General features: G+C 70.8%; 28 protein-coding genes and 2 tRNA genes. 10 read left to right on the top strand and 20 right to left on the bottom strand.

What is annotated here, in order from left to right; all coding sequences use genetic code 11:
* Position 1: 1 nt before the first annotated feature.
* Complete coding sequence (gene pstA, locus ACFUTX_RS03135) at positions 2 to 1,108, top strand: phosphate ABC transporter permease PstA (RefSeq protein ID WP_378860724.1); 1,107 nt, start codon at positions 2 to 4, stop codon at positions 1,106 to 1,108.
* Between the two features lie 37 nt (positions 1,109 to 1,145).
* Positions 1,146 to 1,925, top strand: a complete 780-nt coding sequence (pstB, locus tag ACFUTX_RS03130) for a phosphate ABC transporter ATP-binding protein PstB (RefSeq protein ID WP_378860723.1) — start codon at positions 1,146 to 1,148, stop codon at positions 1,923 to 1,925.
* A gap of 114 nt (positions 1,926 to 2,039) precedes the next feature.
* On the opposite strand, the gene ACFUTX_RS03125 is transcribed toward pstB, so the two are convergent.
* From ACFUTX_RS03125 to sigK, 6 genes are all read right to left on the bottom strand, one after another.
* Positions 2,040 to 2,927, bottom strand: a complete 888-nt coding sequence (locus tag ACFUTX_RS03125) for an aminodeoxychorismate lyase (RefSeq protein WP_378860722.1) — start codon at positions 2,925 to 2,927, stop codon at positions 2,040 to 2,042.
* 217 nt (positions 2,928 to 3,144) lie between these two features.
* Positions 3,145 to 3,783, bottom strand: a complete 639-nt coding sequence (locus ACFUTX_RS03120; protein WP_378860721.1) for a DNA-directed RNA polymerase subunit beta — start codon at positions 3,781 to 3,783, stop codon at positions 3,145 to 3,147.
* Positions 3,784 to 3,829: 46 nt separating this feature from the next.
* The gene (locus ACFUTX_RS03115; RefSeq protein ID WP_378860720.1) at positions 3,830 to 4,237 is read right to left on the bottom strand and encodes a VOC family protein; all 408 of its coding nucleotides are present in this window, start codon (positions 4,235 to 4,237) and stop codon (positions 3,830 to 3,832) included.
* A 66-nt stretch (positions 4,238 to 4,303) separates the two neighbouring features.
* Positions 4,304 to 4,645 (bottom strand): helix-turn-helix transcriptional regulator, encoded by a 342-nt coding sequence (locus ACFUTX_RS03110; protein ID WP_378861053.1) that lies wholly within the window; start codon positions 4,643 to 4,645, stop codon positions 4,304 to 4,306.
* Between the two features lie 115 nt (positions 4,646 to 4,760).
* The gene (locus ACFUTX_RS03105) at positions 4,761 to 5,678 is read right to left on the bottom strand and encodes an anti-sigma factor domain-containing protein (RefSeq protein ID WP_378861052.1); all 918 of its coding nucleotides are present in this window, start codon (positions 5,676 to 5,678) and stop codon (positions 4,761 to 4,763) included.
* Positions 5,678 to 6,280 (bottom strand): ECF RNA polymerase sigma factor SigK, encoded by a 603-nt coding sequence (gene sigK / locus ACFUTX_RS03100; RefSeq protein ID WP_378860719.1) that lies wholly within the window; start codon positions 6,278 to 6,280, stop codon positions 5,678 to 5,680. The genes ACFUTX_RS03105 and sigK overlap by 1 nt, the downstream gene beginning before the upstream one ends.
* Before the next feature lie 238 nt (positions 6,281 to 6,518).
* Here sigK and ACFUTX_RS03095 point away from each other — a divergent pair, with 238 nt between their 5' ends.
* The 3 genes from ACFUTX_RS03095 (at position 6,519) to ACFUTX_RS03085 (ending at position 8,935) form a co-directional block, all read left to right on the top strand.
* The gene (locus ACFUTX_RS03095) at positions 6,519 to 7,181 is read left to right on the top strand and encodes a fasciclin domain-containing protein (protein ID WP_378860718.1); all 663 of its coding nucleotides are present in this window, start codon (positions 6,519 to 6,521) and stop codon (positions 7,179 to 7,181) included.
* A 215-nt stretch (positions 7,182 to 7,396) separates the two neighbouring features.
* Positions 7,397 to 8,815 (top strand): serine/threonine-protein kinase, encoded by a 1,419-nt coding sequence (locus tag ACFUTX_RS03090; protein WP_378860717.1) that lies wholly within the window; start codon positions 7,397 to 7,399, stop codon positions 8,813 to 8,815.
* Positions 8,816 to 8,862: 47 nt separating this feature from the next.
* Positions 8,863 to 8,935 (top strand) — tRNA-Lys (locus tag ACFUTX_RS03085).
* 148 nt (positions 8,936 to 9,083) lie between these two features.
* On the opposite strand, the gene ACFUTX_RS03080 is transcribed toward ACFUTX_RS03085, so the two are convergent.
* Both ACFUTX_RS03080 and ACFUTX_RS03075 read right to left on the bottom strand, forming a co-directional pair.
* Positions 9,084 to 9,620 (bottom strand): GNAT family N-acetyltransferase, encoded by a 537-nt coding sequence (locus ACFUTX_RS03080; RefSeq protein WP_378860716.1) that lies wholly within the window; start codon positions 9,618 to 9,620, stop codon positions 9,084 to 9,086.
* Positions 9,613 to 10,191 (bottom strand): isochorismatase family protein, encoded by a 579-nt coding sequence (locus tag ACFUTX_RS03075; RefSeq protein ID WP_378860715.1) that lies wholly within the window; start codon positions 10,189 to 10,191, stop codon positions 9,613 to 9,615. The genes ACFUTX_RS03080 and ACFUTX_RS03075 overlap by 8 nt, the downstream gene beginning before the upstream one ends.
* Positions 10,192 to 10,246: 55 nt before the next feature.
* Between ACFUTX_RS03075 and ACFUTX_RS03070 the strand changes: the two genes are divergently transcribed.
* The gene (locus ACFUTX_RS03070) at positions 10,247 to 11,203 is read left to right on the top strand and encodes an EamA family transporter (RefSeq protein ID WP_378860714.1); all 957 of its coding nucleotides are present in this window, start codon (positions 10,247 to 10,249) and stop codon (positions 11,201 to 11,203) included.
* 17 nt (positions 11,204 to 11,220) lie between these two features.
* Here the strand turns inward: ACFUTX_RS03070 and ACFUTX_RS03065 are convergent, their stop codons facing one another.
* A complete protein-coding gene (locus tag ACFUTX_RS03065) occupies positions 11,221 to 11,616 on the bottom strand; it encodes a hypothetical protein (RefSeq protein ID WP_378860713.1) in 396 nt (131 codons plus the stop codon).
* A 59-nt stretch (positions 11,617 to 11,675) separates the two neighbouring features.
* Positions 11,676 to 11,748: transfer RNA gene (locus tag ACFUTX_RS03060), tRNA-Thr, on the bottom strand.
* 217 nt (positions 11,749 to 11,965) lie between these two features.
* Here ACFUTX_RS03060 and ACFUTX_RS03055 point away from each other — a divergent pair.
* The 3 genes from ACFUTX_RS03055 to ACFUTX_RS03045 all read left to right on the top strand — a co-directional run bounded on the left by ACFUTX_RS03055 (position 11,966) and on the right by ACFUTX_RS03045 (position 14,622).
* A complete protein-coding gene (locus tag ACFUTX_RS03055; RefSeq protein WP_378860712.1) occupies positions 11,966 to 12,865 on the top strand; it encodes a MetQ/NlpA family ABC transporter substrate-binding protein in 900 nt (299 codons plus the stop codon).
* Between the two features lie 67 nt (positions 12,866 to 12,932).
* Complete coding sequence (locus ACFUTX_RS03050) at positions 12,933 to 13,970, top strand: methionine ABC transporter ATP-binding protein (protein WP_378860711.1); 1,038 nt, start codon at positions 12,933 to 12,935, stop codon at positions 13,968 to 13,970.
* Positions 13,963 to 14,622 carry a methionine ABC transporter permease gene (locus ACFUTX_RS03045; RefSeq protein WP_378860710.1) on the top strand — a complete coding sequence of 220 codons (660 nt, stop codon included), beginning with the start codon at positions 13,963 to 13,965 and terminating at the stop codon, positions 14,620 to 14,622. Before ACFUTX_RS03050 ends, ACFUTX_RS03045 begins: the two co-directional genes overlap by 8 nt.
* A gap of 24 nt (positions 14,623 to 14,646) precedes the next feature.
* Here ACFUTX_RS03045 and ACFUTX_RS03040 read toward each other — a convergent pair whose 3' ends face one another.
* The 9 genes from ACFUTX_RS03040 to ACFUTX_RS03000 form a co-directional block, all read right to left on the bottom strand.
* Positions 14,647 to 16,200: an alpha/beta hydrolase gene (locus tag ACFUTX_RS03040; RefSeq protein WP_378860709.1), complete on the bottom strand. Its 1,554-nt coding sequence runs from the start codon at positions 16,198 to 16,200 to the stop codon at positions 14,647 to 14,649.
* Positions 16,197 to 17,372, bottom strand: coding sequence for a DNA polymerase III subunit delta' (locus ACFUTX_RS03035; protein WP_378860708.1), 1,176 nt, complete (start codon positions 17,370 to 17,372; stop codon positions 16,197 to 16,199). The genes ACFUTX_RS03040 and ACFUTX_RS03035 overlap by 4 nt, the downstream gene beginning before the upstream one ends.
* A 10-nt stretch (positions 17,373 to 17,382) precedes the next feature.
* Positions 17,383 to 18,054 (bottom strand): dTMP kinase, encoded by a 672-nt coding sequence (tmk, locus tag ACFUTX_RS03030; protein WP_378860707.1) that lies wholly within the window; start codon positions 18,052 to 18,054, stop codon positions 17,383 to 17,385.
* Entirely contained in the window at positions 18,051 to 20,747 is a 2,697-nt protein-coding gene (topA, locus tag ACFUTX_RS03025) for a type I DNA topoisomerase (protein WP_378860706.1), read from the bottom strand. Before topA ends, tmk begins: the two co-directional genes overlap by 4 nt.
* Before the next feature lie 67 nt (positions 20,748 to 20,814).
* Positions 20,815 to 21,135 (bottom strand): Rv3654c family TadE-like protein, encoded by a 321-nt coding sequence (locus ACFUTX_RS03020; protein WP_378860705.1) that lies wholly within the window; start codon positions 21,133 to 21,135, stop codon positions 20,815 to 20,817.
* Positions 21,135 to 21,470: a TadE family type IV pilus minor pilin gene (locus tag ACFUTX_RS03015; protein ID WP_378860704.1), complete on the bottom strand. Its 336-nt coding sequence runs from the start codon at positions 21,468 to 21,470 to the stop codon at positions 21,135 to 21,137. Before ACFUTX_RS03015 ends, ACFUTX_RS03020 begins: the two co-directional genes overlap by 1 nt.
* Positions 21,467 to 21,682, bottom strand: coding sequence for a DUF4244 domain-containing protein (locus ACFUTX_RS03010; protein WP_378860703.1), 216 nt, complete (start codon positions 21,680 to 21,682; stop codon positions 21,467 to 21,469). The genes ACFUTX_RS03015 and ACFUTX_RS03010 overlap by 4 nt, the downstream gene beginning before the upstream one ends.
* Positions 21,683 to 21,747: 65 nt before the next feature.
* Complete coding sequence (locus ACFUTX_RS03005; RefSeq protein ID WP_378860702.1) at positions 21,748 to 22,644, bottom strand: type II secretion system F family protein; 897 nt, start codon at positions 22,642 to 22,644, stop codon at positions 21,748 to 21,750.
* Positions 22,632 to 23,714, bottom strand: coding sequence for a TadA family conjugal transfer-associated ATPase (locus tag ACFUTX_RS03000; RefSeq protein WP_378860701.1), 1,083 nt, complete (start codon positions 23,712 to 23,714; stop codon positions 22,632 to 22,634). Before ACFUTX_RS03000 ends, ACFUTX_RS03005 begins: the two co-directional genes overlap by 13 nt.
* A 440-nt stretch (positions 23,715 to 24,154) precedes the next feature.
* On the opposite strand from ACFUTX_RS03000, the gene acs reads away from it, so the two are divergent.
* Positions 24,155 to 26,119 (top strand): acetate--CoA ligase, encoded by a 1,965-nt coding sequence (acs, locus tag ACFUTX_RS02995; RefSeq protein ID WP_378860700.1) that lies wholly within the window; start codon positions 24,155 to 24,157, stop codon positions 26,117 to 26,119.
* 51 nt (positions 26,120 to 26,170) lie between these two features.
* On the opposite strand, the gene ACFUTX_RS02990 is transcribed toward acs, so the two are convergent.
* Positions 26,171 to 26,638, bottom strand: a complete 468-nt coding sequence (locus tag ACFUTX_RS02990; RefSeq protein ID WP_378860699.1) for a RidA family protein — start codon at positions 26,636 to 26,638, stop codon at positions 26,171 to 26,173.
* Positions 26,639 to 26,643 lie beyond the last annotated feature (5 nt).

Below are 26,643 nucleotides of genomic sequence, written 5' to 3'. Positions count from 1 at the left end.
CATGAGCACGATCACCGCTCCCCCTCAGGCCCCGCAGACCGAAGCGCCCGTCGAGGCGCCGCGCCTCACCAGCGGCCATCTGCCCCGCTGGGCTCCGTGGGTCCTTCTCGCCGGCAGCGCGGTCATCTCGGCGATCCTGTTCGGCATCCTCGCCATGGCGGGCGACGGCGGGTTCAGCATCGCGGGCTGGGCCGTCGTCACCGGGCTCCTCTACCTCGTGCTGGTCACCGTCATCTCGACTCTCGTCGAAGGGCGGCGCAAGGGCGTCGACCGACTGGTGACGGGCATCGTCGTGATCGCCTTCGCGATCGCGATGGTGCCGCTGGTGTCGGTCGCGTGGACGGTCCTCACCAACGGCGTCGCCGCGATGTCGGCGGAGTTCCTCAGCAGCTCGATGCGCAACGTCGTCGGCGAAGGCGGAGGCATCCTCCACGCCATCGTCGGCACTCTGCTCATCACCCTCGCCGCCGCGGTCATCTCCATTCCCATCGGCATCTTCACCGCGATCTACCTGGTCGAGTACGGAGCCGGAAAGCGACTGGCGCAGGGCATCACGTTCCTCGTCGACGTCATGACCGGCATCCCGTCGATCGTCGCGGGTCTGTTCGCCTACGCCCTCTTCGCGCTGTTCTTCGGTCCCGGCATCCGGATGGGCATCATGGGCTCGGTCGCGCTGGCCGTCCTCATGATCCCGGTCGTGGTGCGATCGAGCGAGGAGATGCTGCGTCTTGTCCCGAACGAGCTGCGCGAGGCCTCGTACGCGCTGGGCGTGCCGAAGTGGCTGACGATCTCGAAGGTCGTGCTCCCCACGTCCATCGCCGGCATCACCACCGGCGTCATGCTGTCGATTTCACGCGTCATCGGAGAGACCGCCCCGCTGCTGCTCACCGCCGGGGTCACGGCATCCATGAACTACAACCTGTTCGAGGGACGCATGATGACGCTGCCGGTGTTCGCGTACTCGTCGTACATGAATCAGGGCATCCCGGCGTCGGCCTACATCGAGCGCGCCTGGGGCGCCGCCCTCGTGCTCATCGTGATCGTCATGCTGCTGAACCTGATCGCGCGCGTCGTCGCGAAGGTCTTCTCCCCCAAGCTGGGCCGCTGAGCCCCCGAAATCTTCCCGAAGCGAAACCAGAGGAATCGTGTCCAAGAGCATCGAAGTCAACGATCTGAACGTCTACTACGGCGACTTCCTGGCCGTCGAGGGCGTCTCGCTCGACATCGAACCGCGCAGCGTGACGGCCTTCATCGGCCCGTCCGGCTGCGGCAAGTCGACCTTCCTGCGCACGCTGAACCGCATGCACGAGGTCATCCCCGGCGCCCGCGTCGAGGGCGAGGTGCTCCTCGACGGAGACAACCTCTACGCCGCGAACGTCGACCCGGTGCTCGTGCGCCGTCAGGTGGGCATGGTGTTCCAGCGGCCGAACCCGTTCCCGACGATGTCGATCCGCGAGAACGTGCTGGCCGGCGTCAAGCTCAACAACCGCCGCATGGCGAAATCCGATGCGGACGCGCTCGTCGAGAAGTCGCTCAAGGGCGCGAACCTCTGGAACGAGGTCAAGGACCGGCTCGACAAGCCCGGCTCGGGCCTGTCGGGCGGTCAGCAGCAGCGTCTGTGCATCGCCCGCGCCATCGCCGTGTCGCCCGAGGTGATTCTGATGGACGAGCCGTGCTCGGCGCTGGACCCGATCTCGACCTACGCGATCGAGGAGCTGATCGGCGAGCTGAAGAACGACTACACGGTCGTCATCGTCACGCACAACATGCAGCAGGCGTCGCGCGTGAGCGACAAGACGGCGTTCTTCAACATCGCCGGCACCGGCAAGCCCGGCAAGCTCATCGAGTACGACGAGACCCGCACCATCTTCACCACGCCGTCCGTGCAGGCCACCGAGGACTACGTCTCCGGCCGGTTCGGCTGACCCGCGCAGCGGGACATCCGGGCCCGGTCGTCGAGACGCGGGTATGCCGCGAGTCGCCAGAACACGCCGACCGCGGGCGCTCGTGTCCGGCGTGTCTTGGCGACTCGTACGGGGTCAGTCGCGAGGGCTGAGCAGGTACGCGTTGATGGATGCCGTCAGCTCGCGGTCGACGGGAAGCTCGACGCCGTCAATGGCCGTGATCGGCGCGGCCAGCCGAACGCTCGACAGCAGCCACGCGGCATCCGCCTGTGCGAGCGTCGCGGCGGGGATGGTCTCGTAGGCCGTCTCGTGACCGATGTCGGCGAGGTGATCGAAGAGGCTGAGCTGGGTGGTGCCGTGCAGGATGCCGGCGTTCGGGCTGGGCGTGACGAAACGGTCCCCCGACCGCAGCACGAGCGAGGCGGTCGGCGCTTCGAGCACGAACCCGTCGGAGGTGACGAAGATCGCGTCATCGGCGCCGCGCCGCTTGGCTTCGCGGATCGCCGCCATGTTCACGGCGTAGGAGAGCGTCTTCGCCCCGAGCAGCAGCCACGGGGCCCGGCCCGGCGTGTCGAGGGAGTAGCCGCGGTCGAGGGTGACGACCCGGATGCCGTCCTCGCGCACACGGGTGTTGTCGGGGGCCTGCGCGGCGGTGACCCAAGCCGTCGGTGCGGGCCCGTGCTCGACCCCGCGGCTGAGGATGAGCTTGATGACGCCCTCCCCCACCGGCGGGCAGTGAGAGGCGGCCACGGCCACCGCCTGCCGCCACTGCTCGAGGTGCGGGATGGGCAGGTCGCACAGCCGCGCCGAGTGCGCCAAGCGCTCGAGGTGGGCCTGGACCTCCTGCGCGTGCCCGTCGACCACGCCGATCGACTCGAAGATCCCGTCACCGCGCTGCGTGCTCAGCTCGCCGACGCTCAGCGCCGGCGCGGACGGGTCGATCTCGCGGAAGCCGGCCGTGAAGTCGGTGCGGGAGTCGTCGGGTGCCGCGGGCTCGAGCACGATAGCGAAACGCCAGGTCATGTCAAGAGCCTAAGTGGTGGGAATGCCGTGGCCGTGCCGTCGGTTACTATTGTTCGGCCGGGCCGCAGTAACCCCGGGCTCCATCTTCTGCCGCTGCGAGCGGCCTTGCGCCGAGAGGCGTTCTGCGGCCCGGCACTCTCGTTCCCGGCGATCGCACGGACCCCCTCCGCCGGTTGGGGAGGCGCGAAGCGTCGTATCGAAACCCGCGCGAGAAAGCTCAGGTGAGCGCCTCGCGCCGCCACAGCGCCGCGCAGGCCGCGAGGTCGACCGCGTAGTCCGACAGGCGCAGTGCACGCGTGGTGAAGGCGGATGCTCGCTCGGGCTCGGTGGCCTCGTAGTCGTCGGCCAGGTGCGTGGCTCCGGCTGCCTGCACGCGGCAGAACGACGCCGCACGGTCGAGGGCGACGGCGAAGTCCCCCTCGAAGAGGCCCCGGAGGATCTGATCGATGAGCGCGACGAGCTCGTCCGGTCCGGCGGGGCTCGGCGCACCGGCGATCACCTCGTCCGCCGAGGACAGCTCGGCCCGCCCGCGCTCGTAGAGCAGCGCCGCGGTGCGCGGATCGTCGTGGATCATCAACTGCAGCAGGTACAGCCGCCACAGGGCTCCGGGAAGGGTCTTCGCCGGCGACCGCGACCACAGCTCGGCGATGTCGTCGATGCCGTGCTCGTCGGTGAAGGCGACCAGGCGGTCGACGACCTGCCCGTCCGGGTCCTCCCGCACGCGCGCGAGGAGCGCGTGCGCGGTGGAATGCGCCACGCGCGACACCTCTGCCGGGTCTTCGGCGGCGAACAGCCGGTCGAACAGTTCGGCCGGTCTGCGGATGGGCTTGTGGAAGTCCCGCGACTGGTCACTCACCCCGTCAACGCTACCCCGCAGCGCGACCGCCCACGGCAGGCACACGTCAGACCTGGTTGATGCGGAGGTGGTTGCCGGACGGATCGCGGAAGGCGCAGTCACGCGGACCCCACGGCTGCTCGATGGGCTCCTGGAGCACCTCGGCGCCGAAGGCCCGCAGCCGCTCGAAGGTGGCGTCGATGTCACTGGTCGAGAACACGTACGGCCCGGGCCCGGATCCCTTGACGACCAGACGCTGGAGCGCGTCGCCGTCCTCGGGCGAACGACCGGCGAGCGGGTCGGAGATCACGAGCGCGAGCCCTTCCTGCGCCGGCAGGCCGAAGCTCACCCAGCGGTGACCGTCGTAGGCGACGTCGTTGACGATCTCGAGGCCCAGCCCGTCGCGGTAGAACGGGATCGCGGCTTCGACGTCGTCGACGGTGATGGGACAGTACGCCAGAGAGATGGTGGTCATGCGAGCAACGCTAGAGGAGCCCGCGGTACGGTCGCTTCTCCGATCCTGCTCGGTTCGCGAGGGTCGTCAGCGGCGCGGGCGGGTGAGGATCTTCGCCACGCAGAGGGGCATCGCCTCGGCGGCGTCGTGCGGCCGCGCCCGGTACGAACTCGGCGTCTCGCCGACGATCTCGGTGAACGTCGAGCTGAACGAGCCCAACGAGGTCGCGCCCACCGCGGTGCAGGCATCCGTCACCGAGGCGCCGGCGCGAAGAAGCGCCATCGCGCGCTCGATGCGCCGGGTCATGAGGTAGGCGTAGGGCGTCTCGCCGTAGGCGGCCTTGAACTCGCGGGAGAAGTGGGCGGGCGACATGAGCGCCTTCGCCGCCATCGTCGGGACGTCGAGCGGCTGCGCGTAGTCGCGATCCATGAGATCGCGCGCGCGGCGCAGGTGCACGAGGGTCGCCGTTGTCTGCGAGACGGATGCCACACGCACACGCTACTCGGGATGTCCGACGCGAGCAGGGCCCCGGCAGGGCCGCGTGTCAGGCGGTGGGGATCTGGATGATCGGGTCGGAAGACGGCGAACCGGTCGGCGATCCGCCCTCGGGCTCGACCGTCACGGCGATGGTGTCGCCGGGCTCGAGGGCCCCGTCGAGCAAGGTGGTCGTCGACGCGCCTTCTGTCGCCGCGTCGAACGTGCCGGCGGAAACGGCGCCGCCGTCGCGGACGAACCACAGCTCGAAGCTCTCGTCCTCGGCGATCGCGGGGAGGCCGTCCGAGACGAGCACCGCCTTGCCGAGCGATTCCGACCAGTGCGCCGTGGCGATGCCGCCGTCGGTCAGCTCGGCGGTCGCCGACTGCGCGTCGGGCGCCGACTCGATCTCCTGGAGGGCGGCGACAGCCGGCGGGCGGTTGACGTACTGGTTGATCGTGACGGCGCCGAAGCCGAGCACGACGAGGATCACGAGCGAAGCCGCGAGAGTCAGCAGCCCCTTGGTCCAGTTGCGTCGCGAGATGGCCTGGATGGTCGTCGTGGTGGGAGCCGGCTCGACCATGACCCGCCGGTCGGATCCGGATGCTCCGGATGCCTCGGCCGCGGTGGCCGCGTCGACGTCGGCGGTCTCCGGCGCGTCGGGAGCGACACCGGCCGCGGGAACGGACGACGCGGCGGCGAGCGACGGCGGCGCGTCGAGATGCGCGGCGGCCGCCGCGGCGGCGTCGATCTCGGGAAGCTGCGGCATCGTCGCGATGCGCGAGAGCAGCGTGGAGCGCATGGTGAGCGGAGGGGCGGCATCGGTCACCGCGTCGGCGAGCGCGGTCGCGGTCGCGGCATCCGACACGATCCAGTGCTCCCACTCGGGGTGCTCGGCGCGAGCCGTCTCGAAGGCCCGTCGGTCGGCGGGCGACAGCGCGTCGAGCGCATAGCCCGCTGCCAGCTCGGCGAACTCCTGCTCGTCCATCACGCGGTCACCCCCATCTCTGCTCTCAGTCGAGACAGTCCGTCTCGCATCCTCGTCTTGATCGTCCCGAGCGGCGCGCCGACGAGCGCCGCGATTTCGCTCTGACTGTAGCCGCCGTAATAGGCCAGAGTCAGTGCCTCCCGCTGCGCTTCGGGCAGCGCACCGAGGGCCGACGCCACTCGTTGTCCTTCTATGCGCAATTCGACCTGTTCGGCCACATTGTCGTGTGCGACGTCGAGGTCGCGGAAACCCGCTCGCACATCGCGATCCGTGCTCGCCTGCGAAGCTCGCACGCGGTCGACGGCTCGACGATGCGCGATCGTGAGGATCCACGATCTTCCCTGTCCCCTGTTCGGAGCGAAGCGCGAGGCGGATTGCCACACCTCGAGGAAGACCTCCTGCAGCACTTCCTCGCTCTGCGCGCGGTCGACCAGCACGCGCAGGATGAGACCGAACACGCGCGGAGAGAGCAGGTCATAAACGCGCGCGAACGCGGCCTGATCGCCGGCGGCGACGCGCTGCAGCAGTTCACCGATGCGATCGAGCGGCTCCGTGCCGTCCTCCGGCACGTCGATCCCGTCGATCACCATGTCCACAAGCATGCACTACTCACCCCTCGGGCGTGGGAAGCGACGAGGGTCGCCACCACGGGTCGTTTCCTGTTCGTGACCGACCGCCCCATCGGATTGCCTGCGCCGCCGTCTTTCCGCGGCCGAGCCTTTTCCAATCCATTCACGAGCATCCTCCGAACAGCCCGTGTAGCCGCTCCCCGCGGCACCTCACCCCGCCCCGCGGGGCCTGCAGATCACGGTCCGCACGGACCTCACAGAGGAGGAAGTCATGTCACGCATCACCAGGAAGCGCGTCTCGGCCGGTCTCGCACTCGCGATGGCCGCCACGTTCGCGCTGACGGCGTGTTCCAGCAGCGGTTCCACCGCCGAGCCGTCGACCGAGCCGTCGACCCCCGCGGTCGAGGAGACCGAAGAGCCGATGGAGATGGACCCCGCCGCGAACCTCGTCGGCCCCGGCTGCGCGGACTACGCCGAGGCCGTCCCGGACGGCGCCGGCTCGATCGACGGCATGTCGGCCGACCCCGTCGCCACCGCGGCATCCAACAACCCGCTGCTCACCACGCTGGTGGCCGCCGTCAGCGGACAGCTCAACCCCGACGTGAACCTGGTCGACACCCTCAACGGTGACGAGTTCACCGTGTTCGCGCCGGTGGACGACGCCTTCGCGGCGATCGACCCGGCCACGATCGAGGCTCTCAAGACCGACTCCGAGACGCTCACCTCGATCCTGACCTACCACGTCGTCCCGGGTCAGGTCGCGCCGGCGGACATCGCCGGCACCCACACGACCGTCCAGGGCTCCGACCTCGAGGTCACCGGCAGCGGCGACGAGCTCATGGTGAACGACGCCAACGTCATCTGCGGCGGCGTCCAGACCGCGAACGCGACCGTGTACCTCATCGACGCGGTCCTGCTGCCTCCGGCACAGTGACCGAACCGCCGGCCTGAACGGGCCGGCAGGGGTGGCGTGGCCGTCGGTGCTTGGCGAGGAGCATCGGCGGCCACGCTGTTTTCGCGGACGCGGAAGCACGACTTGCGAGGCGCGTCAAGGCCATCTTTCGCGAGCACGGCCGTCATTACCCTCGGAATCGTCCGGAAGCGTGCGTCGATGCCCGATGTCGACCGCGAATCCGGCGGGGGAGGCTCATGTCGGATCTGCGCGAAGCCGGAGAGTTGTCGACCGGCGAACTACTGGACCACAGGTACGTCCTTCGCGAGCGCATCGGCGAAGGCGGGATGGCGCGGGTGTACCGCGCCGACGACGAAGCGCTCGGGCGTACGGTGGCGATCAAGGTGCTCCGCGACGTCGACGCGATCGGATCCCTCGACCGCGCGAGATCCGAGACGACGCTGCTCGCCGGACTCAACCATCACGGCCTCGTGACGCTCTTCGACGCGCACATCGCCGAGAACGAGGTCAGCTACCTCGTGATGGAGTACGTCGACGGCGTGACGCTGCGGGAGCGCATCCGGCAGGGCGCCGTCCCCCCGCGCCAGGTCGCCTCGATCGCTGTGGATCTCGCCGAGGCGCTGTACGTGGCCCACTCGTCGGGGATCGTCCACCGCGACATCAAGCCGTCGAACGTGCTGCTGTGGAAGTCGCCGCTGCCCGGGCGCGAATGGCGTGCCAAGCTCGCCGACTTCGGCATCGCCCACCTGCTCGACTCGGCGCGCGTGACGACACCCGGGATGATCGTCGGCACCGTCGCCTACGTGGCTCCCGAGCAGGCTCGGGGCGAGCCGCCCGCTCCCCCGGCCGACATCTACGCGCTGGGCCTGCTGCTGCTCGAGGCGCTGACCGGCGAGCGGCCGTTCGGCGAGGCCGAGGGCATCGGCACCGTCATGGCGCGGCTGGCCGGTCCTCCCGAGATCCCGGACTCGCTCGGACCCGAGTGGCGCGGGCTCCTGCGCGGCATGACCGCCATGCGCCCCGAGGACCGTCCGACAGCACTCGAGGTCGCGATCGCGGCGGAGCGGCTCGCGACCGGTCAGCCGCCTCTCCCCGCGAGCCTGGCCGACCTGGCTACGCAGGAGACCGCCGTCGTGCTGACAGGCGAGACACGGGCGTTCGCGCCGGTGGTGGTGCCGGATGCCTCGGCCACGGCCGATCGCACCGCGGAGGCCGAACTGCCCACGCGTCGTGCCACGACCGGACGCAACCGGATCGCTGCGGCCGACGCGCGGCGTCGCCGCGGCTCGCTGATCACCGCGATCGTCACGACGTTCCTCGTCCTCACCGGCGGCACGGCCGCGATCTGGGGATCCGCCGCCGCGGGAGCGCCCGCGCCGGCCCCGACACAGAACCAGGTCACCGAGCCCACGGTGGAGCCGGCCGAACCCAGCCAGGAGCCCGAGCCCTCGGCTCCCGCCGAGGACACCGTCGAGACGGTCACGGTCGACGTGGGAACGAACGCCCCGGCCCCGAAGGCTCCCCAGCCCGCACCCGCCGCGCCGGCCGACACGAGCGGTCCCGGCGACGCCGGACCCCGGAAGGGAAGCGGCGCCGGCAGCGACAACAGCGGACCCGGCAACAACAACGGCAAGGGGAAGGGCGCCAAGCCCTGACCCGGACGACGAGCGGATGCCTCGCAGCCAAGTAGGCTGGAATCCACGGGCCTCTAGCTCAGTCGGTAGAGCATCGGACTTTTAATCCGCGGGTCGTGGGTTCGAGCCCCACGGGGCCCACGAAGAAGGGCGCCCCATCGGGGCGCCCTTCTTCGTGACCGCGCGTCGTCGACAACGCACTCGTGGGCGGGGTCGGGGCGCGGAACGGACGTGGCACGCCGGCGGAACCGGCGCGGCGTGCGGAAACGACGCCCCGAACCAGAACTGATCAGATCGCGCGCGACATCTCGAGTTCGCGGCCGTTCTGGCCGACGATGGTGCCCCCGGTCGGCGCGAACCCCAGTCGCCGGTACGCGGACTGGGCGCGGCTGTTGTCTTCGTGCACGTCGAGCAGCATCGTGTCGCAGCCGTGCCCGTGCGCCCACGACGCTCCGGCGGCGACGAGGCGGTCGAGCAGGCCCTGCCCGCGATGCCCAGGGCCGATGTACACCGCCACGAGCAGCGCCGTCCCTCCTTCCCGCATCCGACCGAAGTAGTCGGGGTGATGCGGCTCGGGGACGAGCACAGTGACCGTACCGACCCAGTCATGTCCCGCCTCGGCGATGAACTGCGCCGTCGACGACGACAGCGCCGCCGTCGCCGCGCGATCGTCCCAGAAGGATGCGGGGCGTGCCGCGGCCGTCTCATGGGTCTCGAGGAACGCCATGCCGGCCGCCGGGTCCCGCAGCGCCTCGAGGCGCAGCATCCGGAGTCTCTCGCCGTCCGTGGCGAGCACCCGCCGGATGTGCGCGGGAGAGTCAGGCACCGGACTCGGTCAGCTCGGCCCCCGCGTGCGCCACCTCGGCGAGCGCGGCATCGCTCGACTCGGCGGCGACGCCGGCCACGAGGTCGGTGAGGATCCGCACGTGCCGGCCGTGCTCGATGGCGTCGAGCGCCGACGCGCGAACGCAGTAGTCGGTGGCGATCCCGGCGATGTCGACGTCGACCACGCCGTGCTCCTCGAGCAGCTGCGCCACCGTCTCGCCCTCGTCGGTCGTGCCCTCGAAGAGCGAGTACGCCGGTCGCCCCTGCCCCTTCTTCACATGGTGGGTCACGGCGGACGTGTCGAGCCCCGGGTCGTACTCGGCGCCCTCCGTGCCGCTGACGCAGTGCACCGGCCACGAGTCGACGAAGTCGGGCGTCGGGTGGAAATGCCCGCCGTTGTCGTTGTGCCCGTCGTGCCAATCGCGGGACGCCACGATCACCGCATAGTCGTCGGCGTGAGCCGTCAGGTAGCGGGTGATGCGCTCGGCGACGGCGTCGCCGCCCTCGACGCCGAGCGCTCCCCCCTCGGTGAAGTCGTTCTGCACGTCGACGATGAACAGCGCCTTGGACATGTTTCGAGGCTACGCCTCCGTGCCCCCGTCGGCGCCCCTCCCTATGCTGAGACGGATGTTCTCGGCCGTTCTCGCTCTCGTCGGCGCCGTCGTCTTCGGCGCCGCCGACTTCTTCGGCGGCCTTGCCGCCAAGCGACTCCGCTCGATCGTCGTCACCGCGGCCGCAGCGCTCTCGGGGCTGATCGCGCTGCTGCTCGCGCTCGCCGTGTCGGGCAGCACGTGGGAAGGGTCCGACGTCGCGCTGGGCATCTTCGCCGGCGCGTTCGGGGTCGTGGCGGTCGCACTCCTCTACGCGTGCCTGGCCATCGGTCCGATGAGCATCCTCTCTCCCCTGACAGCCGTCGTCTCCGCCATCGCGCCCGTGCTGTGGGGACTTCTCGTCGACGGCGAGACCCTGCCGCCGGTCGCCCTCGCCGGACTCGGCGTCGCGCTCGTCGCCGTCGTGCTGGTCGGATTCATCCCCGGCGAGAAAGTCGTGCGTCCGACCGCGCGGGCGCTGCTCATGGCGATCGGAGCGGGTCTGGCGATCGGCGCGTTCCTGATCGTCATCGACCAGACCTCACCGGGCAGCGGCCTCCTCCCGCTCGTCATGAGCCGCGGCACCACCGCGGTCGTCACCACGGTCATCGTCGGCGCGCTGGTGCTCGCGGCCGTCCGAGGGCGGCGTGGCGCGGCATCCGTCTTCGCGGCCACCGGCGAGGGCCTCGGCGCGACGCCGTCCGGTCGAGCCGATCTCGAGCACGCGACGCCCGCCCACCCCACGCCCGTGCCGTCCGTTGCGCGGGCCTGGTGGCTCGCGGCCGCGTGCGGAGTGGCGGATGCCTCGGCCAACGCCTTGGCGCTGCTGGCGTTGCGCGGCGGCGACCTCGCCATCGTCTCGGCGCTGACCGCCCTCTACCCGGCCGGCACGATCCTCCTCGCCGCCGTGGTGCTGCGCGAACGCGTCGCGGGAGTCCAGGGTGTCGGGCTCGCGCTCGCCCTCGTGGCGGCGGGGATGCTGGCGCTCGGCTGAGTGTCGCCGCGCGCGGTTCAGCCCCGCGTGAAGAGAAGCACGCCCGATACGGCGAGCGCGACGAGCCCGACGCACACCAGACCGAATGCCAGCCGGGCGACGGCCCGCACCCCTGGGGAGCCCTGGGTCAGCCGCATCCGGTTCCGGAATCCGCGGCGGTAGTAGATGTCGGCCATGTCTTTGCCGGCCAGCTCGCGCTCCTGCTCGTGGGTCAGGTGCGCTTCGTTCACGCCGCCGTCCTCGTCGAACCAGCGCACCAGACGCCCGTGCTCCGTGCTCTCGATCACTCCCCGTGCGGGCAGCCAGGTGCCGTCGAGGAGGTACATGATGAGGGCGACGCCGGCGACCAGAGCGCCGACCACGAACCCCACCCACGTGAAGATCTCGACGACGGCGTCGATCGCAGCATCCATCGGGTCCTCATCTTGCCGGATACGGAAAACGGCCGCCGTTGGCGGCCGCTTCCGGGCTGAGCCACCTAAGGGAATCGAACCCTTGACCTATTCATTACGAGTGAATCGCTCTGCCGACTGAGCTAAGGTGGCGCGCCTCGCTTGCGCGATGCACGATCAACGATCTTACAGGGTCGGAAGAGCACGCGCGAACACGGGCCCGGGCGCGCTCATGTCGACGTGTTACGGACGATTCCGGGCGCTTCGGAGCCCGACGTAGCGTCGAACGGTACCGCGACGGAGCGAGCGCGGTCGGGTGATCGTGTTCGTCCTGAGCCGAAGCGGGCCGTAACGCACAGGAGCACCACACATGTCGAAGAAACTCACGTTCGCCGCAGCAGCGGCCCTCCCCCTCGCCCTGATCCTCGCCGGATGCGCCGGCTCGAACGCCGAGTCCGGTGCGAGCGGCGCCGACTCGTCGGGCGAGGTCGTCCGCATCGGCGTCGTGGGCGCCGGAGACCCGTACTGGGAGACCTACAAGGAGGCGGCGGCCGCCGAGGGCATCGAGGTGGAGCTCGTCGACTTCAGCGAGTACACGCAGCCCAACCCGGCACTGTCGGCGGGCGAGCTCGACCTGAACCAGTTCCAGCACGTCATCTACCTCGCGACCTACAACGTGGCCAGCGACGACGACCTCCAGCCGGTCGGCGCCACCGCGATCTACCCGCTGGGGCTCTACTCGACCCAGTACGACTCGGTCGAAGACATCCCCGAGGGCTCGACCGTCGCCGTGCCGAACGACGAGAGCAACCAGGCCCGCGGCCTGCTCGTGCTGCAGTCCGCCGGCCTGATCGAGCTGGAGGACGGCGGATCGATCTTCTCGACCGTCGCCGACGTGAAGGAGTCGTCCAAGGTCAAGGTCGAGGCGCTCGACGCGGCCCTCACGGCCACCTCGCTGCCGGATGTGGCCGCCGCCATCATCAATAACGACTTCGTCGCGGACGCCGGCCTGAGCTTCGAGGACGCGATCGCGGTGGACGACCCGTCCGACCCGAACGCGCTCCCCTACATCAACATCTTCGCCGCGCGCGCCGAAGACGCCGACAACCCGACGTACCTCAAGCTCGTCGAGATCTACCAGACCACTCAGGAGGTCCTCGACGGCGTCCAGGAGGCCTCGGGCGGCACCGCGGTGTTCGTCGACACGCCGGCGGAGGACCTCGTCGCCTCGCTGACCGACGTCGAGGACGACATCCGCGCCACCCAGTAGACCGTGTCCGTGGTGTGCGGCCCGCTCGAGACCGAGCGGGCCGCACACGCATGTCCCAGGAGCGACCATGAGCCTCATCCGCCTGAGCGGGGTCACGAAGACCTTTGCGCCGCCGTCCAAGGACGCGCCCCCCGTCACCGCCGTCGACGACGTCGACCTGACCGTCGAAGCGGGCGAGGTGTGCGGCATCATCGGCTACTCGGGCGCGGGGAAGAGCACGGTCCTGCGCCTGGTGAACGCCCTCGAGTCGCCGACCTCGGGCGCGGTCGAGATCGACGGGCGCGACATCACCCGACTCCGCGAGCGCGAGCTGCGGCAGCTGCGCGGCGACATCGGCATGATCTTCCAGCAGTTCAACCTCTTCGAGTCGCGCACCGTCGCCGGGAACGTGGCGTACCCGCTCGAGATCGCCGGTCGCTCCCGCGCCGACATCTCGGCCCGCGTGTCGGAGCTGCTCCAGTTCGTAGGTCTCGCCGACAAGGCACGGAGCTACCCCGAGCAGCTGTCGGGCGGCCAGAAGCAGCGCGTCGGCATCGCCCGCGCCCTCGCGACCGAACCGCGCATCCTGCTCGCCGATGAGGCGACCAGCGCGCTCGACCCCGACACGACGCAGGAGGTCCTCGCCCTGCTGCGACGGGTGAACCGCGAGCTCGGCGTCACCATCCTCGTGATCACCCATGAGATGGACGTCATCCGCTCCCTCGCCGACCGGGTGATCGTGATGGAGAACGGACGGATCATCGAGGCCGGCGAGGTGTTCGACGTGCTCTCGGCCCCCCGGCACGCGGCGACGAAGCGCTTCGTCGCCAGCATCATCGAAGACGTCCCGGCGGGCGAGCAGCTGCGCACCCTCCGTGAGCGGCACCCGGGCCGCATCGTCACCTTCACCGTGCGCGACGGCGACGTCACGCAGGCCGACGTGTTCGGCGCGCTCGCCGCGCACGACGTCCGCTTCGAACTCATCCACGGCGGCATCAACGACATCCGCGGCCGTGTGTTCGGGCACCTGACCCTGGCGCTGACCGGCGACCCAGAGGCGGTGAGCCGCGCGATCGCGGCGGCGTCGGCGTTCGCACCCCTGATCGAGGAGGACCCCCGTGGATAGGCTCGTCGACCTTCTCCCGGAACTCTGGACCGCTACGGTCGAGACGCTCTACATGGTCACGTTCAGCCTCGTGCTGGGCGGGATCGGCGGCCTCGTGCTGGGCGTGGCGCTGTACGCGACGAGAGCCGGCAGCCTCTTCCCGAACCGCGCGGTGTTCGGCACGCTGAACGTCATCGTCAACACGGTGCGCCCTATCCCGTTCGTCATCCTGCTCACCGCCCTGCAACCGCTGGCCCGCAGTGTCGGCATCCCGGGCATCGGCACCAACTTCGGCGTCTTCGTGATCTCGATCGCGTCGCTCTTCGCGATCAGCCGCATCGTCGAGCAGAACCTGCTCACCGTTCGGCCCGGCGTCATCGAAGCCGCGCGTGCGGCGGGAGCGAGCCGTTCGCGCATCCTGTTCCGGCTCATTCCCCGCGAGTCCCTGGGGCCGCTGATCCTGGGTTACACGTTCATCGTGGTGGCGCTCGTCGACATGACCGCCATGGCTGGAGCAGTGGCCGCCGGCGGCCTCGGCGACTTCGCCATCGTCTACGGCTTCAAGCAGTTCAATCCGTGGGTCACGTGGGCCGCGGTCGTCGTCATCATCGTCATCGTGCAGGGCGTGCAGTTCTTCGGGAACTGGCTGGCACGCCGGGTGCTGCGCCGATGAGGAATCGGATGCCGCGGCATCCGGTCACCCGCAGGTCAAGCCGTCCTCGGGGGCGGTGCCGGTGAGCAGGTACGTCTCGACCGCGTCGTCGACGCACTGGTTGCCCTTGTTGTACCCGGTGTGACCTTCGCCCTCGCGGGTCACGAGCACTCCCGACTCGAGCTGCTCGGCGAGCGCCACGGACCACTCGTACGGGGTCGCCGGGTCGTTCGTGGTGCCCACGACGACGATCGGCGCCGCGCCCGCGGCGGTGATCGGTGCGCGCGTGCCCGTGGGCGGGTACGGCCACACCTCGCACGGGTCAGGTCCGAACCAGTACGGCGCGACGGTGGGCGCCTCGGCCTGCAGGCGCTCCTCCGCGGCGGCGAGGTCGCCCGCCGAGGTCTCGACCGGGTAGTCCATGCAGTTGTAGGCCCGGAACGCCTCGGTCTGGTTGTCGAGGTAGGCGCCGTTCTCGCGGTTGTTGTAGAAGTCCGCGAGCAGGAACGCGGTGGAGGCGTCGCCCTGGAGGGCACCGTCGAGCGCCATCGTCAGGTAGTCCCAGCTGTCCTGCGAGTACAGGGCGGCGACGATGGCCGTCAGCAGCGAGTCCGCGCCGAGCAGGCGACCGTCGGGACCCGGCAGGGGGTCGCGGTCGACCGAGGCCAGGAGCACGCCGAGGTCGGCCATCGCGTCGTCGACCGACCCGCGGAACGGGCAGTCGTCGTCCTGGAGGCAGTCGGCCATGTAGGCGCGAAGGGCCGACTCGAAGCCGATCCCCTGCGTCACGTTGACGTCGAGTCCTGACGCGGACGGGTCGAGGGCGCCGTCGAGCACGAGGCGCCCAACCTTCTCGGGGAACAGTTCGGCGTAGGTGGCTCCGAGGAAGGTGCCGTAGGAGTAGCCGAGGTAGTTCAGCCGGGTGTCGCCCAGCACGGCGCGCAGGAGATCCATGTCGCGCGCCGCGTTCTGGGTGGTGATGTACGGCAGGATGCCGTCGCTGCCGGCCTCGCATGCCTCGGCGAACGCGGCGTGACGGGCCAGCAGCTCGTCGTTCCAGGCGTCGGAACCCCGGGGATTCTCGGGCACGTCGTACAGGTAGGCGTCCATGTCGGCGTCGTCGAAGCACGTCACCGCGGTCGACTCGCCGACTCCGCGCGGATCGAAGCCGATCACGTCGTACTGCTCGCGGAGCGGCTCGCCCACCGCGTATTCCACGGAGTCGCGGATGAGGCCTACGCCGCTGGCGCCGGGGCCGCCCGGGTTCGTCAGAAGAGAGCCGATCGGCTCGCCGCCGGTCGCGCGGCTGCGGATCACCGACAGCTCGATCTCGCCCTTCGCCGGCTCGGCCCAGTCGAGCGGAGCGGTCACGGTGGTGCAGTCGAACCCGTCGCCGCAGCCGGCCCAGTCCAGCTCCTGCGCGTAGAAGGGAAGAAGCTCTTCGGCCACGCCCTCGGTGTCGGGCGCCGGGTTCGTGACGGCCGGCGCTTCTTCGGGGATCAGGGACGTGATGCATCCGCTCAACGTCAGGGTCGCCACGACGATCCCGGCGAGGGCGGCGGCGGTGCGGCGGACACGACGGGACGATGACGCGATCACGGGATCCTTCCGCTCGCGACGGTCACGAGCATGCTTTCGAGGGCGAGGAGGGGGGCGGCGTTCTGCTCGACGTTGCGGCGCGTCTCGGCGATCCGGTCGACGACCGTCAGGGTGCGCTCCGGACGCCAGGCCTGCGCGAGGGCCCGCAGGTCGGGTTCGAGTTCGCGGTTGATGAGGTCGGCCCCGCGGCCGAACTGCAGCATCAGCACATCGCGGAACATCGACTCGAGATCGGTGAGCACGCGGTCGATGCCGTCGCGCAGGCTGCGCGTGGCGCGGCGCTTCTGGTCGTCTTCGAGCGCGGCGAGCTGCGACCGCACCGCGGGCGGCACAGCCGCGCCCTCGGCGATCCCGAGCGTGCGCAGCAGGCTGGAGCGCTCGGCTTCGTCGCGCTCGGCGGTCAGCGCCTTCGCGTCGTCCGTCGCCGCCTGCACGATCCTGCCGGCGACGTCGACCGCGTCGCCCACTCCGCGGACGCGGAGGACGGCTCTCAGCGTGTCGTCGCGGCGGCCGCGGGCCGCGGCATCCGTCGCCAGACGCTGCGCCATGCCGATGTGCCGCTGGGCGTGACGCGCGGACTGCTCCGCGGTCACGGGATCGACGCCGGTGCGCTCGACGATCAGGCGCGCCACGTCGGCGACGTCGGGTTCGCGCAGCCGCAGGGTACGCACTCTCGAACGGATCGTGGGCAGCAGGTCGGCGTCACTGGGCGCGCAGAGCACCCAGACGGTGCGCTCGGGCGGCTCTTCGAGCGCCTTGAGCAGCACGTTCGAGGTGCGTTCGGCCATGCGGTCGGCGTCTTCCATGACGATGACGCGGTACCGGCCGAGGGAGGGCGAGAAGTACGAGCGCTCGACGAGCGCCCGGGCATCCTTGATCGAGATGATGACGCCCTCGGTCCGCAGCGCGGTGAGGTCGGGGTGGGTGCCGGCGAGCACCTGCCGCATCGCCGGCTCGTCTCCCGGCTCGGCGATGAGCGCCGCGGCGAACGCGTAGGCCAGGGTGGATCGGCCCGATCCGGGCGGCCCGGTGATGAGCCACGCGTGCGTGAGCGACGCAGGGTCGGATGCCGCGTCCTGCAGCGCCTTGACGGCGTCGGTCTGACCCCACACGGCGCCCCACGGAACGTCGGAGAGCGCGGGTGCGGCCACCCCTCCCCCGGACGATTCCATGCCGATCAGCCTAACCGCGACCGCCGACCCCGCCCCGCCCGCCGGCGCGGGCAAGGGGTTCGACACGCGCACGGACCGCCTCGGCGAGATCGTCGGCAGGGAGGGTCGCGTCGAGCACGAGGAACCGCTCCGGCTCGGCCGCCGCCAGCGCGAGGAACTGCTCTCTCACCCGCACGTGGAAGGACTCGCGCTCGGCCTCTAGCCGGTCGAACGGCTTGGCATCGGCGTCGAGGCGCCCGCGCGCGACGGACGGGTCGAGGTCGAGCAGCACGGTGACGTCAGGGAGGAGCCGCCCGGTCGCCCACAGCGACAGCTCGCGGACCTCGTCCGTGCCGAGCACGCGCCCGGCGCCCTGATAGGCGACGGAGGAGTCGAGGTAGCGGTCCTGGATGACGACGTCGCCGCGGGCGAGCGCCGGCCGCACGACCGTCTCGATGTGCTGCGCGCGGTCGGCGGCGTACAGCAGGGCCTCGGCGCGCGCGGCGACCTCGCCGCGATGGTGCAGGACGATGTCGCGGATCAGCGCTCCGACCTCGGTCCCGCCGGGCTCGCGCGTGCGCACGACGCTGCGTCCGGCCTCCGTCAGCCACTGCTCGAGGAGCGCGGCCTGGGTGGTCTTGCCTGCGCCGTCGCCGCCTTCGAACGTGATGAACAGCCCGGATCGCCCGTGCGGGTCGGTCACTTCTTCGCCGGCGTCTTCTTGGTGGTGCGCCGCGTCGTCGCCCGCTTGGGCGCGGGGCCCTTGGCGCGCTTGTCGGCGAGCAGCTGCACGGCCCGCTCGTACGTCACGTCGTCGGCGCTCTCGCCGCGCGGGATCGTCGCGTTGGTCTCACCGTCGGTCACGTACGGACCGAAGCGGCCGTCCTTGAGCTTGATCGGCTTGCCGCTCGTCGGATCGTTCTCGAACTCCTTGAGAGCGCTGCTGGCGCCTCGTGCACCGTACTTGGGCTGCGCGTAGACGGCGAGCGCCTCGTCGAGGGTGATGTCGAAGATCTGCTGCTCGCTCTGGAGCGTGCGCGAGTCGGTCCCCTTCTTGAGGTAGGGACCGTAGCGGCCGTTCTGCGCCGTGATCTCGGCGCCGGTCTCGGGATCGACCCCGACGACGCGCGGCAGGTCGAGGAGGCGGAGCGCCGTGTCGAGGTCGATGGTGTCGACCGACATCGACTTGAACAGCGACGCCGTGCGGGGCTTGGGCGCCGCCTCTTTCTTGGCTCCGCGCTTCTTCGGCGCGGGCGCCGGCTCGACGATCTCGCCGGTCTCCGCGTCCACCTCGTCGGCGGAAGGCGGATCGGTCTCCTGCACGTACGGCCCGAAGCGCCCGTCCTTCACGACGACGAGCTTGCCGTTGGCGGGGTTCTCGCCGAGGACGCGGTCGCCCGCCACCGGCGCGTCGATGAGCTCACGCGCCTTGGCCGGCGTGAGCTCGTCGGGCGCAAGGTCTTCGGGGATGTTGACGCGACGGGGCTCGCCCTCGGGATTCTGCGGGTCGGCGACCTCGAGGTAGGGGCCGTACTTGCCGAAGCGGAGAGTGGCGACGTCGCCGATGGGCGTCGAGTTCAGGGCGCGGGCATCGATCTCGCCGAGGTTGTCGACGATGTTGCGCAGGCCGACGTGACCTTCGGAACCGAAGTAGAACTCCTTGAGCCAGTCCTCGCGCTTCTGCTCGCCGCGGGCGATCGCGTCGAGGTCGTCCTCGAGCGCCGCGGTGAAGTCGTAGTCGACGAGATCGGCGAAGTGCTCCTCGAGCAGGCGCACGACGCTGAAGGCCAGCCAGCTGGGGATCAGGGCCTGCCCCCGCTTGCTGACGTAGCCGCGGTTGAGGATCACGTCGATGATGCTCGCGAACGTCGAGGGCCGGCCGATCCCCTTCTCTTCGAGCGCCTTGACCAGGCTCGCCTCGGTGTAGCGGGGCTTGGGGCTGGTGGTGTGGCCCTTCGGCTCGACGTCCTTGAGGCGGAGCACGTCACCGACCGCGAGGGCCGGCAGCGCCTGATCGTCCGCCTTGTCGGCGTCGCCGCGCTTCTCGTCCTTGCCTTCTTCGTAGGCCTCGAGGAAGCCCTTGAACGTGTAGACGGTGCCGGACGCGGTGAACTCGGCTCGGCGGCCGGCCGCGTCGACGGCGAGGGTGACCGTGGTCGTCTCGTACTTGGCGTCGGACATCTGGCTGGCCATCGTGCGCTTCCAGATGAGGTCGTACAGGCGCTGCTCGTCGCGGTCGAGCTCGGCGGCGACGGATGCCGGCGTGCGGAACGTGTCTCCCGACGGGCGGATCGCCTCGTGCGCCTCCTGAGCGTTCTTGCTCTTGCTGGCATACGTGCGGGGGTTGAGGGGCACCGACGCGTCGCCGTACATCGCGACGGCCTGCTGACGCGCCGCCTGGACGGCCTGCGTGCTGAGCGCCGTCGAGTCGGTGCGCATATAAGTGATGAAGCCCTTCTCGTAGAGACGCTGGGCGACGCTCATCGCGTGCTTGGCGCTCATCGAGAGCTTGCGGCCGGCCTCCTGCTGAAGGGTCGAGGTGGTGAAGGGCGCCCGGGGGCTGCGGGTGCCGGGCTTGGACTCGAGGGCCGAGACGGATGCCTCGCCCACACCGGCGATCGCTTCGGCGAGCTCGCCCGCCTGCGCCTCGTCGAGGACGAGAACGGCCTTCTTGAGCGATCCGGTGTCGTCGAAGTCGGTCCCCCGTGCGAGCGGTGCGCCGTCGACGCGGGCGAGTCTGGCCGCGAACGAGTCGGAGCCCTTGACCGCGTGCGTGTCGATGTCCCAGTAGGACGCGGTGACGAACGCCATGCGCTCGCGCTCCCGCTCGACGACCATCCGGGTGGCGGCCGACTGCACGCGCCCCGCCGACGTGCCCTGCTGCACCTTGAACCACAGAACGGGGCTGACGTCCCAACCGTAGAGACGGTCGAGGATGCGGCGGGTCTCCTGGGCGTCGACGAGCGCCAGGTCGAGTTCACGGGTGTTGTCGACCGCCGCGCGGATGGCATCCTTGGTGATCTCGTGGAACACCATGCGCTTGACCGGCACCTTCGGCTTGAGCGTCTCGAGCAGGTGCCACGCGATCGCCTCGCCTTCGCGGTCTTCATCGGTGGCGAGGAGGAGCTCGTCGGCTCCCTTCAGCGCGCGCTTGAGCTCGGCCACGGTCTTCCGGCCGCGGTCGCTCTCGACGTAATAGGGGTCGAAGCCGTTCTCGATGTCGATCGAGTATTTGCCGTAGGCCTGCTTCTTGTCGGCCGGGATGTCCTTCTTGTCCGCCAGATCGCGGATGTGCCCGACCGAGCTCAGCACCTCGTAACCGTCGCCGAGGTAGCCCTGGATCGACCTCATCTTCGTCGGTGACTCGACGATGACGAGCTTCTTGCCTTCTGCCAAAGGGGGCGTCCTTTCTTCGACGCAAACCATACACGTCAGTTCTCGGAGTGGTCGCTGAGTGCGGCCGTCATGACGGCGGGGGCCCGGCTCGGGCCCGCGCCGACGCGGTGATCGGACCGACCCGCGCCGACACGGTCACGGTGGCCACGAGTCCGTCGACCTCGCAGTCGATCATCGCGGCGTCGGTGGCGGAGGCGACGTCCGCCGCGCGTTCGCAGGGCACCCCCGTCGCCGCGCCCGAGGCCGCGTCTGCCGCCGCGAGCGCCGCGCCGTCGGCCGCACCCGACGCCCGCTGCCCGGCGACGGCCGTGGAGGTCGACGCGGCCAGCGCCAGGGTCAACGCCGCGGCGGCGGCGACCATTCCGACAGAGGTGACCGTCCCCGCCATCAGAGGCCCCCGTCGAGGGCGCAGCCGACGGCCGCGACGCGGACGGACAGCACCCCGGGGGCCTCGCCGACGACGCAGAGGAGGTCGCCGCGCCGTTCCAGCCTCGCCGACGCACCGCTCACCTGTTGCGCGACGACGCCGTGGATTCGCGCCGTGTCCTCGCCGCGAGCGGCGAGGCGTGCGGCATCGGCCACGGCGTCCTGGAGCCGCACCTGCACCGCCCCGGCCGCGAGCGCGCCGGTTCCGAGCATGAAGACCAGGACGACCGCGGGCAGCGCGACCGCGAACTCGGCGACCACCGAGCCGCGGTCGTCGCCGAGCGCGGGGCCGTTCACGCGACGGTCAGGGCGCGACGAACGAGGTCGGTCAGGATGCCGCGCACCTCGTCGCTGCGCATGATCACGACCAGCAGGCCGGCGAAGGCGACGGCCGCCATCGTGGCGATCGCGTATTCCGCGGTGGCTGCCCCGGTGTCGTCCGCACCCACCCGGGCGAACAGCCGGGCGGCGCGCCGGCGGGTGAGCCGTGGAAGTGAGGTGTCGGTCATGGTCTTGGCCTCTTCTTTCTTGTCGGTGATGGGGGGCGGGCACAGAGGGCGGTGCCGACGACGGGTCACCAGGACGAGGGCATCGCGGACATGACGCTCAGCATCATCGGAGCGACGCCGAGGAACAGGAACGCCGGAAGGGTGCAGACGCCCAGCGGCAGGAGCAGGCGGGTCGACAGCCGGGCGGCGCGGAGCCGCCCGTCGATGCGCGCGCGGTGCCGGGCGAGATCGGCGGATGCCCGGAGGAGCTCGACGGCGGGAACCCCGGCCCTGCCGGAGAGCTCGAGGGCGCGGTCGGCTGCGGCATCCCGCGGCGTCCCCGCCTCGGTCACGAGAACGCGCGCGCGATCGATCGACACCCCACCGCTGAGCGCGACCGCGAGCAGCTCAGCAGCGTGCCCCGGGATGCCGGGCGCCGCGGCGGCCTGCCGCACGAGCGCCGCCGTCCACCGCCGGGCGAGCAGGATCAGCACGCCGCCCGCCACGAGGCAGCCGATGCCCAGCGGCCCGCCGAGCAGCGACCCCACGACGTCGAAGCCCATCGTGGCGGCGAGGCCGACGCCCACGAGCGGGAGCCACGCCATCAGACGTGCCGTCGCGGCCGGCTCGGCAAGGGAGACGCGAACGTCGTCGGCGGCTTCGCGGGCATCGCGCAGTGCCGTCGCGACCGCCCGCAGGCTCTCGGCGAGCGGGGCGCCGACGATCGTCGCGATCCGCCACGCGGCAGCGATCTCGCGCCATCCCGAGGCGGCATCGGCTTCCGCCGTCGCGGCGGCCACCGCGTCGGGAAGGGATGCCCCGGCGGCGACCGCGGCGACGACCCGCGACGCGGACCGGTCGCCGGCCTCGGCGAGGTGCTCCCAGGCGCGAGCCGGCGCAAGACCGGCGTGCAGGAGCACGGCGAGCCGCAGCACCGTGTCAGCGGCGGCCGCGGCATCCGCTCCCTCGCTCACCCGCCGCACGACGCCTCCTCGATCGCGAGCCGTCCGGATCCGTCGAGAACAGGTCGTCCCACGGCCGCGAGGCGGCGAGTCCCGTCGGGTGACCGCTCGACGTGCAGCACGCGGCCGATGGCGCTGGTCACCTGCCGTGCCAGCGCGCGGTCGTCGAGGCCCGCGAGCGCGCCGAGCGCCTCCAGTCGGGCGGGGACCTCGTCGATGCCGTTGGCGTGCACGGTGCCGGCGCCGCCGTCGTGGCCGGTGTTGAGCGCGCTGAGCAGCTCTCTCACCTCGGCGCCGCGGCATTCCCCGACGACGAGCCGGTCGGGCCGCATCCGCAGCGCTTCGCGCACCAGGCGATCGAGGCCGATCGCGCCGACGCCCTCGAGGTTCGGCTGCCGGGCCTCGAGGCGGACGTGGTGCGGGTGGTCCGGCCGCAGCTCGGCGACGTCCTCGATCGTGACGATCCGCTCATGCGGGGGTGCGGACCCCAGCAGCGCGCCGAGCAGCGTCGTCTTGCCCGCGCCGGCGGCGCCCGAGACGAGGAGGTTCTCTCGCCGCGCGACGAGGCGCTCCAAGTCGTGACGGGAACGCTCGTCGAACATTCCGCTCGCCTCCAGATCGGCCAGGCTCGGGCGCTCCATCCGCGGGATCCGGATCGAGATCGCCGTGCCTTCGGTCGCCACCGGCCGCAGCACGGCGTGGACGCGCACTCCCCCGTCGAGACGGACGTCGACGCAGGGCGTCGCGTCGTCGATGTGGCGGCCGCCGAGGCCGATCAGGGCGACCGCGAGCTCGCGCACCTCGTCTTCGTCGGCGGCCCAGGCCGGATCGAGGACCGCGCCGTCGCCCCGGTCGACGAACAGGGCGGGACCGTTGACGAAGATGTCGGTGACATCGGGATCGTCGAAGTACCGGTCCAGTCCGCGGAGAGACGCATGGCGCGGCCGGGCGACCGCGCGAGGTGCGGTGCGCGTGGGCATCCATCTCGCCGCCACCGGCTCGGGTGGGGGTGCGGGAAGATCGGGGACCGCAGCGGAGTCTCGCGGAGCAGTGACCGCGCCGCGAGGGGAGACGACGAACCGCTCGGACATGCTTCGACGCTAGGGCGGCCGGTGGGCCTGACCACCCCGGCGCGGATAGGTCGTGCAGGCCGTCCCGCGGAGGAGGGCTGGGGAGGAACCGCTCCCGGCCGGAGCCACCGGGCGGAAAAGAGGGCGGCATCCCATGGGGGGAATGGGATGCCGCCACACGCGGCACCGCACTCGGGGGGTTGAATCGGGTGCCGCTCTGCCAGAAGCGATCTTCGGCCGCTGGACAGCATATGTGAGGAAGGGATCCTCGCAAAACGGTTCATGAGAGCCTTCTCACTCATATATCGCTCGAGTCCAGCAATGCCCGTCCCCCACTATCGGGGGTAGTCACTCGACCACCCGCTGATTACATTTCGAGTCAGGCACCGCGGCCCCGCCGCCGGTCGCGTGGCACCGCACGTGACCGAGACATCCCTTCAGCCCGCAAAGGAGCGTGCTCAATGAGCAGCCAGATCGACCACCTGCTTTCGGAAGACCGGCGGTTCGCGCCGTCGCCCGAGTTCGCCGCCGCCGCGATCGCGGCGGGCGACCTCTACGAGCGCGCCGCCGCCGACCGGGAGGGGTTCTGGGCCGACCAGGCGCGGGAGCTGCACTGGCACACACCGTTCACGCAGGTGCTCGACTGGTCGAACCCCCCGTTCGCCACGTGGTTCGCCGACGGCGAGCTGAACGTCGCCTACAACTGCCTCGACCGGCATGTGGAGGCCGGCGCCGGCGACCGGGTCGCGCTCCTGTGGGAGGGCGAGCCGGGCGACGAGCGCCGCGTGACGTACGCCGAGCTGACCGACGAGGTGAAGCGCCTCGCGAACGTGCTGACCGACCTAGGCGTGGGAGAAGGCGATCGCGTCGCGATCTACATGCCGATGATCCCCGAGGCCGTGGCGGCCATGCTGGCGGTCGTGCGGATCGGCGCCATCCACTCCGTCGTCTTCGGCGGCTTCTCTGCGGACAGCCTGCGCGCGCGCATCGACGACGCCGGCGCGAAGCTCGTCATCACGGCCGACGGCGGCTACCGCAAGGGCAAGGTGTCGCCGCTCAAGCCGGCGGTCGACCTCGCGCTCGCCGATCGCGGCTCCGGAGCGCAGGAGACCGTCGAGCACGTGCTGGTGGTCAAGCGCGGCGAAAACGACGTCGAATGGACCGAGGGCCGCGACATCTGGTGGCACGACATCGTGCCGCAGGCTTCCGGCGACCATGAGGCACGGCCCTTCCCCGCCGAGAACCCGCTGTTCGTCCTCTACACCTCCGGAACGACCGGAAAGCCGAAGGGCATCCTCCACACCTCCGGCGGTTACCTCACCCAGGCCGCTTTCACGAACAAGGTGGTCCATGACATCCACCCGGAGACGGACGTGTACTGGTGCACCGCCGACATCGGGTGGATCACGGGCCACAGCTACGTGACCTACGGTCCGCTCGCCAACGGCGCGACCCAGGTCATCTACGAGGGCACGCCCGACACGCCGCATCCCGGACGCTGGTGGGAGATCGTCCAGAAGTACGGCGTCACCATCCTCTACACGGCCCCTACGGCGATCCGCTCCTTCATGAAGATCGGGCGCGCCGTGCCGAAGCAGTTCGACCTCTCCTCCCTGCGGCTGCTCGGCTCGGTGGGCGAGCCGATCAACCCCGAGGCGTGGATGTGGTACCGCAAGATCATCGGCGGGAAGTCCGCGCCGATCGTCGACACGTGGTGGCAGACCGAGACGGGCGCCATCATGATCTCCGCCCTTCCCGGCGTCACAGAGACGAAGCCGGGCTCGGCCCAGGTGCCGCTCCCCGGCATCTCCGTCGACGTGGTGGACGAGGACGGATCGCACGTCGGCAACGGCAACGGCGGCCTGCTGGTCGTCACCGAGCCCTGGCCGTCGATGCTGCGCGGCATCTGGGGCGACCCGGAGCGCTTCGTCGAGACGTACTGGGAGAAGTTCCGCACGCAGGGCTACTACTTCGCCGGCGACGGCGCACGCCTCGACGACGACGGCGACGTCTGGCTCCTCGGCCGCGTCGACGACGTGATGAACGTCTCGGGCCACCGGCTGTCGACCACCGAGATCGAGTCGGCGCTCGTCGGGAACGAGGCGGTGGCCGAGGCGGCCGTCGTCGGGGCATCCGACGAGACCACCGGGCAGGCCGTCGTGGCGTTCGTCATCGTCAAGCAGTCGTACCTGAACGAGCACTCCGCCGAAGGGCTCGCGCAGTCGCTGCGCGGCTGGGTGGGCGAGCAGATCGGGCCGATCGCGCGACCCCGGGACGTGTACATCGTCGGCGAGCTGCCGAAGACACGGTCGGGCAAGATCATGCGGCGCCTGCTGCGTGATGTCGCGGAAGGGCGCGAGGTCGGCGACACCACGACCCTGGCCGACACCGCTGTGATGAGCGTCATCTCCGCCCAGGTCAGGTGAGAACGCGACGGATGCCTCGGCACTGCGTGTGCCGCGGCATCCGTCTGCCGTCTAGGCGTGGGAGAAGATGACCTCGACCTCGACGGGGGCGTCGAGCGGGAGCACCGGCACGCCGACTGCCGAGCGCGCGTGACGTCCGTCGTCGCCGAAGATCTGGCCGAGCACCTCGCTGGCGCCGTTGATGACGCCGGGCTGCCCCGTGAACTCGGGCACCGAGGCGACGAATCCGACCACCTTCACCACGCCCGTGAGCCGGTCGACGCCGCCGACGGCGGCCGCCGCCGCGGCGACCGCGTTCAGCGCGCACTGGCGGGCGTAGCCGGCCGCGTCCGCAGGGGGGACGAGGCCGTCGCCCTCCCCCACCTTTCCGGTGGCCGGGAGCGCCCCCGAGACCATCGGGAGCTGCCCGGCGGTGAAGACGAGGTCGCCGTGCACCTTCGCCGGCACGTAGGCGGCCACCGGCGGCACGACGTCGGGAAGATCGATGCCGAGTTCGGTCAGTGCGGCGGAGACGCTCACCGGGG

It is taken from the genome of Microbacterium sp. NPDC057407 (assembly GCF_042803895.1).
GTDB lineage: Bacteria > Actinomycetota > Actinomycetes > Actinomycetales > Microbacteriaceae > Microbacterium.
Note: the sequence above shows the minus strand (reverse complement) of the source record. Positions and strands in the feature narration are given on the sequence as shown.

Bases quoted from the DNA above. Each gene is read 5' to 3' on its own strand.
- pstA (WP_378860724.1), top strand. From the start codon at position 2: ATGAGCACGATCACCGCTCCCCCTCAGGCCCCGCAGACCGAAGCGCCC.
- ACFUTX_RS03125 (WP_378860722.1), bottom strand. From the start codon at position 2,927: ATGACCTGGCGTTTCGCTATCGTGCTCGAGCCCGCGGCACCCGACGAC.
- ACFUTX_RS03115 (WP_378860720.1), bottom strand. From the start codon at position 4,237: ATGACCACCATCTCTCTGGCGTACTGTCCCATCACCGTCGACGACGTC.
- ACFUTX_RS03110 (WP_378861053.1), bottom strand. From the start codon at position 4,645: ATGGATCGCGACTACGCGCAGCCGCTCGACGTCCCGACGATGGCGGCG.
- ACFUTX_RS03105 (WP_378861052.1), bottom strand. From the start codon at position 5,678: ATGGACGAGCAGGAGTTCGCCGAGCTGGCAGCGGGCTATGCGCTCGAC.
- sigK (WP_378860719.1), bottom strand. From the start codon at position 6,280: ATGCTTGTGGACATGGTGATCGACGGGATCGACGTGCCGGAGGACGGC.
- ACFUTX_RS03095 (WP_378860718.1), top strand. From the start codon at position 6,519: ATGTCACGCATCACCAGGAAGCGCGTCTCGGCCGGTCTCGCACTCGCG.
- ACFUTX_RS03090 (WP_378860717.1), top strand. From the start codon at position 7,397: ATGTCGGATCTGCGCGAAGCCGGAGAGTTGTCGACCGGCGAACTACTG.
- ACFUTX_RS03075 (WP_378860715.1), bottom strand. From the start codon at position 10,191: ATGTCCAAGGCGCTGTTCATCGTCGACGTGCAGAACGACTTCACCGAG.
- ACFUTX_RS03070 (WP_378860714.1), top strand. From the start codon at position 10,247: ATGTTCTCGGCCGTTCTCGCTCTCGTCGGCGCCGTCGTCTTCGGCGCC.
- ACFUTX_RS03065 (WP_378860713.1), bottom strand. From the start codon at position 11,616: ATGGATGCTGCGATCGACGCCGTCGTCGAGATCTTCACGTGGGTGGGG.
- ACFUTX_RS03055 (WP_378860712.1), top strand. From the start codon at position 11,966: ATGTCGAAGAAACTCACGTTCGCCGCAGCAGCGGCCCTCCCCCTCGCC.
- ACFUTX_RS03050 (WP_378860711.1), top strand. From the start codon at position 12,933: ATGAGCCTCATCCGCCTGAGCGGGGTCACGAAGACCTTTGCGCCGCCG.
- ACFUTX_RS03035 (WP_378860708.1), bottom strand. From the start codon at position 17,372: ATGGAATCGTCCGGGGGAGGGGTGGCCGCACCCGCGCTCTCCGACGTT.
- ACFUTX_RS03020 (WP_378860705.1), bottom strand. From the start codon at position 21,135: ATGGCGGGGACGGTCACCTCTGTCGGAATGGTCGCCGCCGCCGCGGCG.
- ACFUTX_RS03010 (WP_378860703.1), bottom strand. From the start codon at position 21,682: ATGACCGACACCTCACTTCCACGGCTCACCCGCCGGCGCGCCGCCCGG.
- ACFUTX_RS03000 (WP_378860701.1), bottom strand. From the start codon at position 23,714: ATGTCCGAGCGGTTCGTCGTCTCCCCTCGCGGCGCGGTCACTGCTCCG.
- acs (WP_378860700.1), top strand. From the start codon at position 24,155: ATGAGCAGCCAGATCGACCACCTGCTTTCGGAAGACCGGCGGTTCGCG.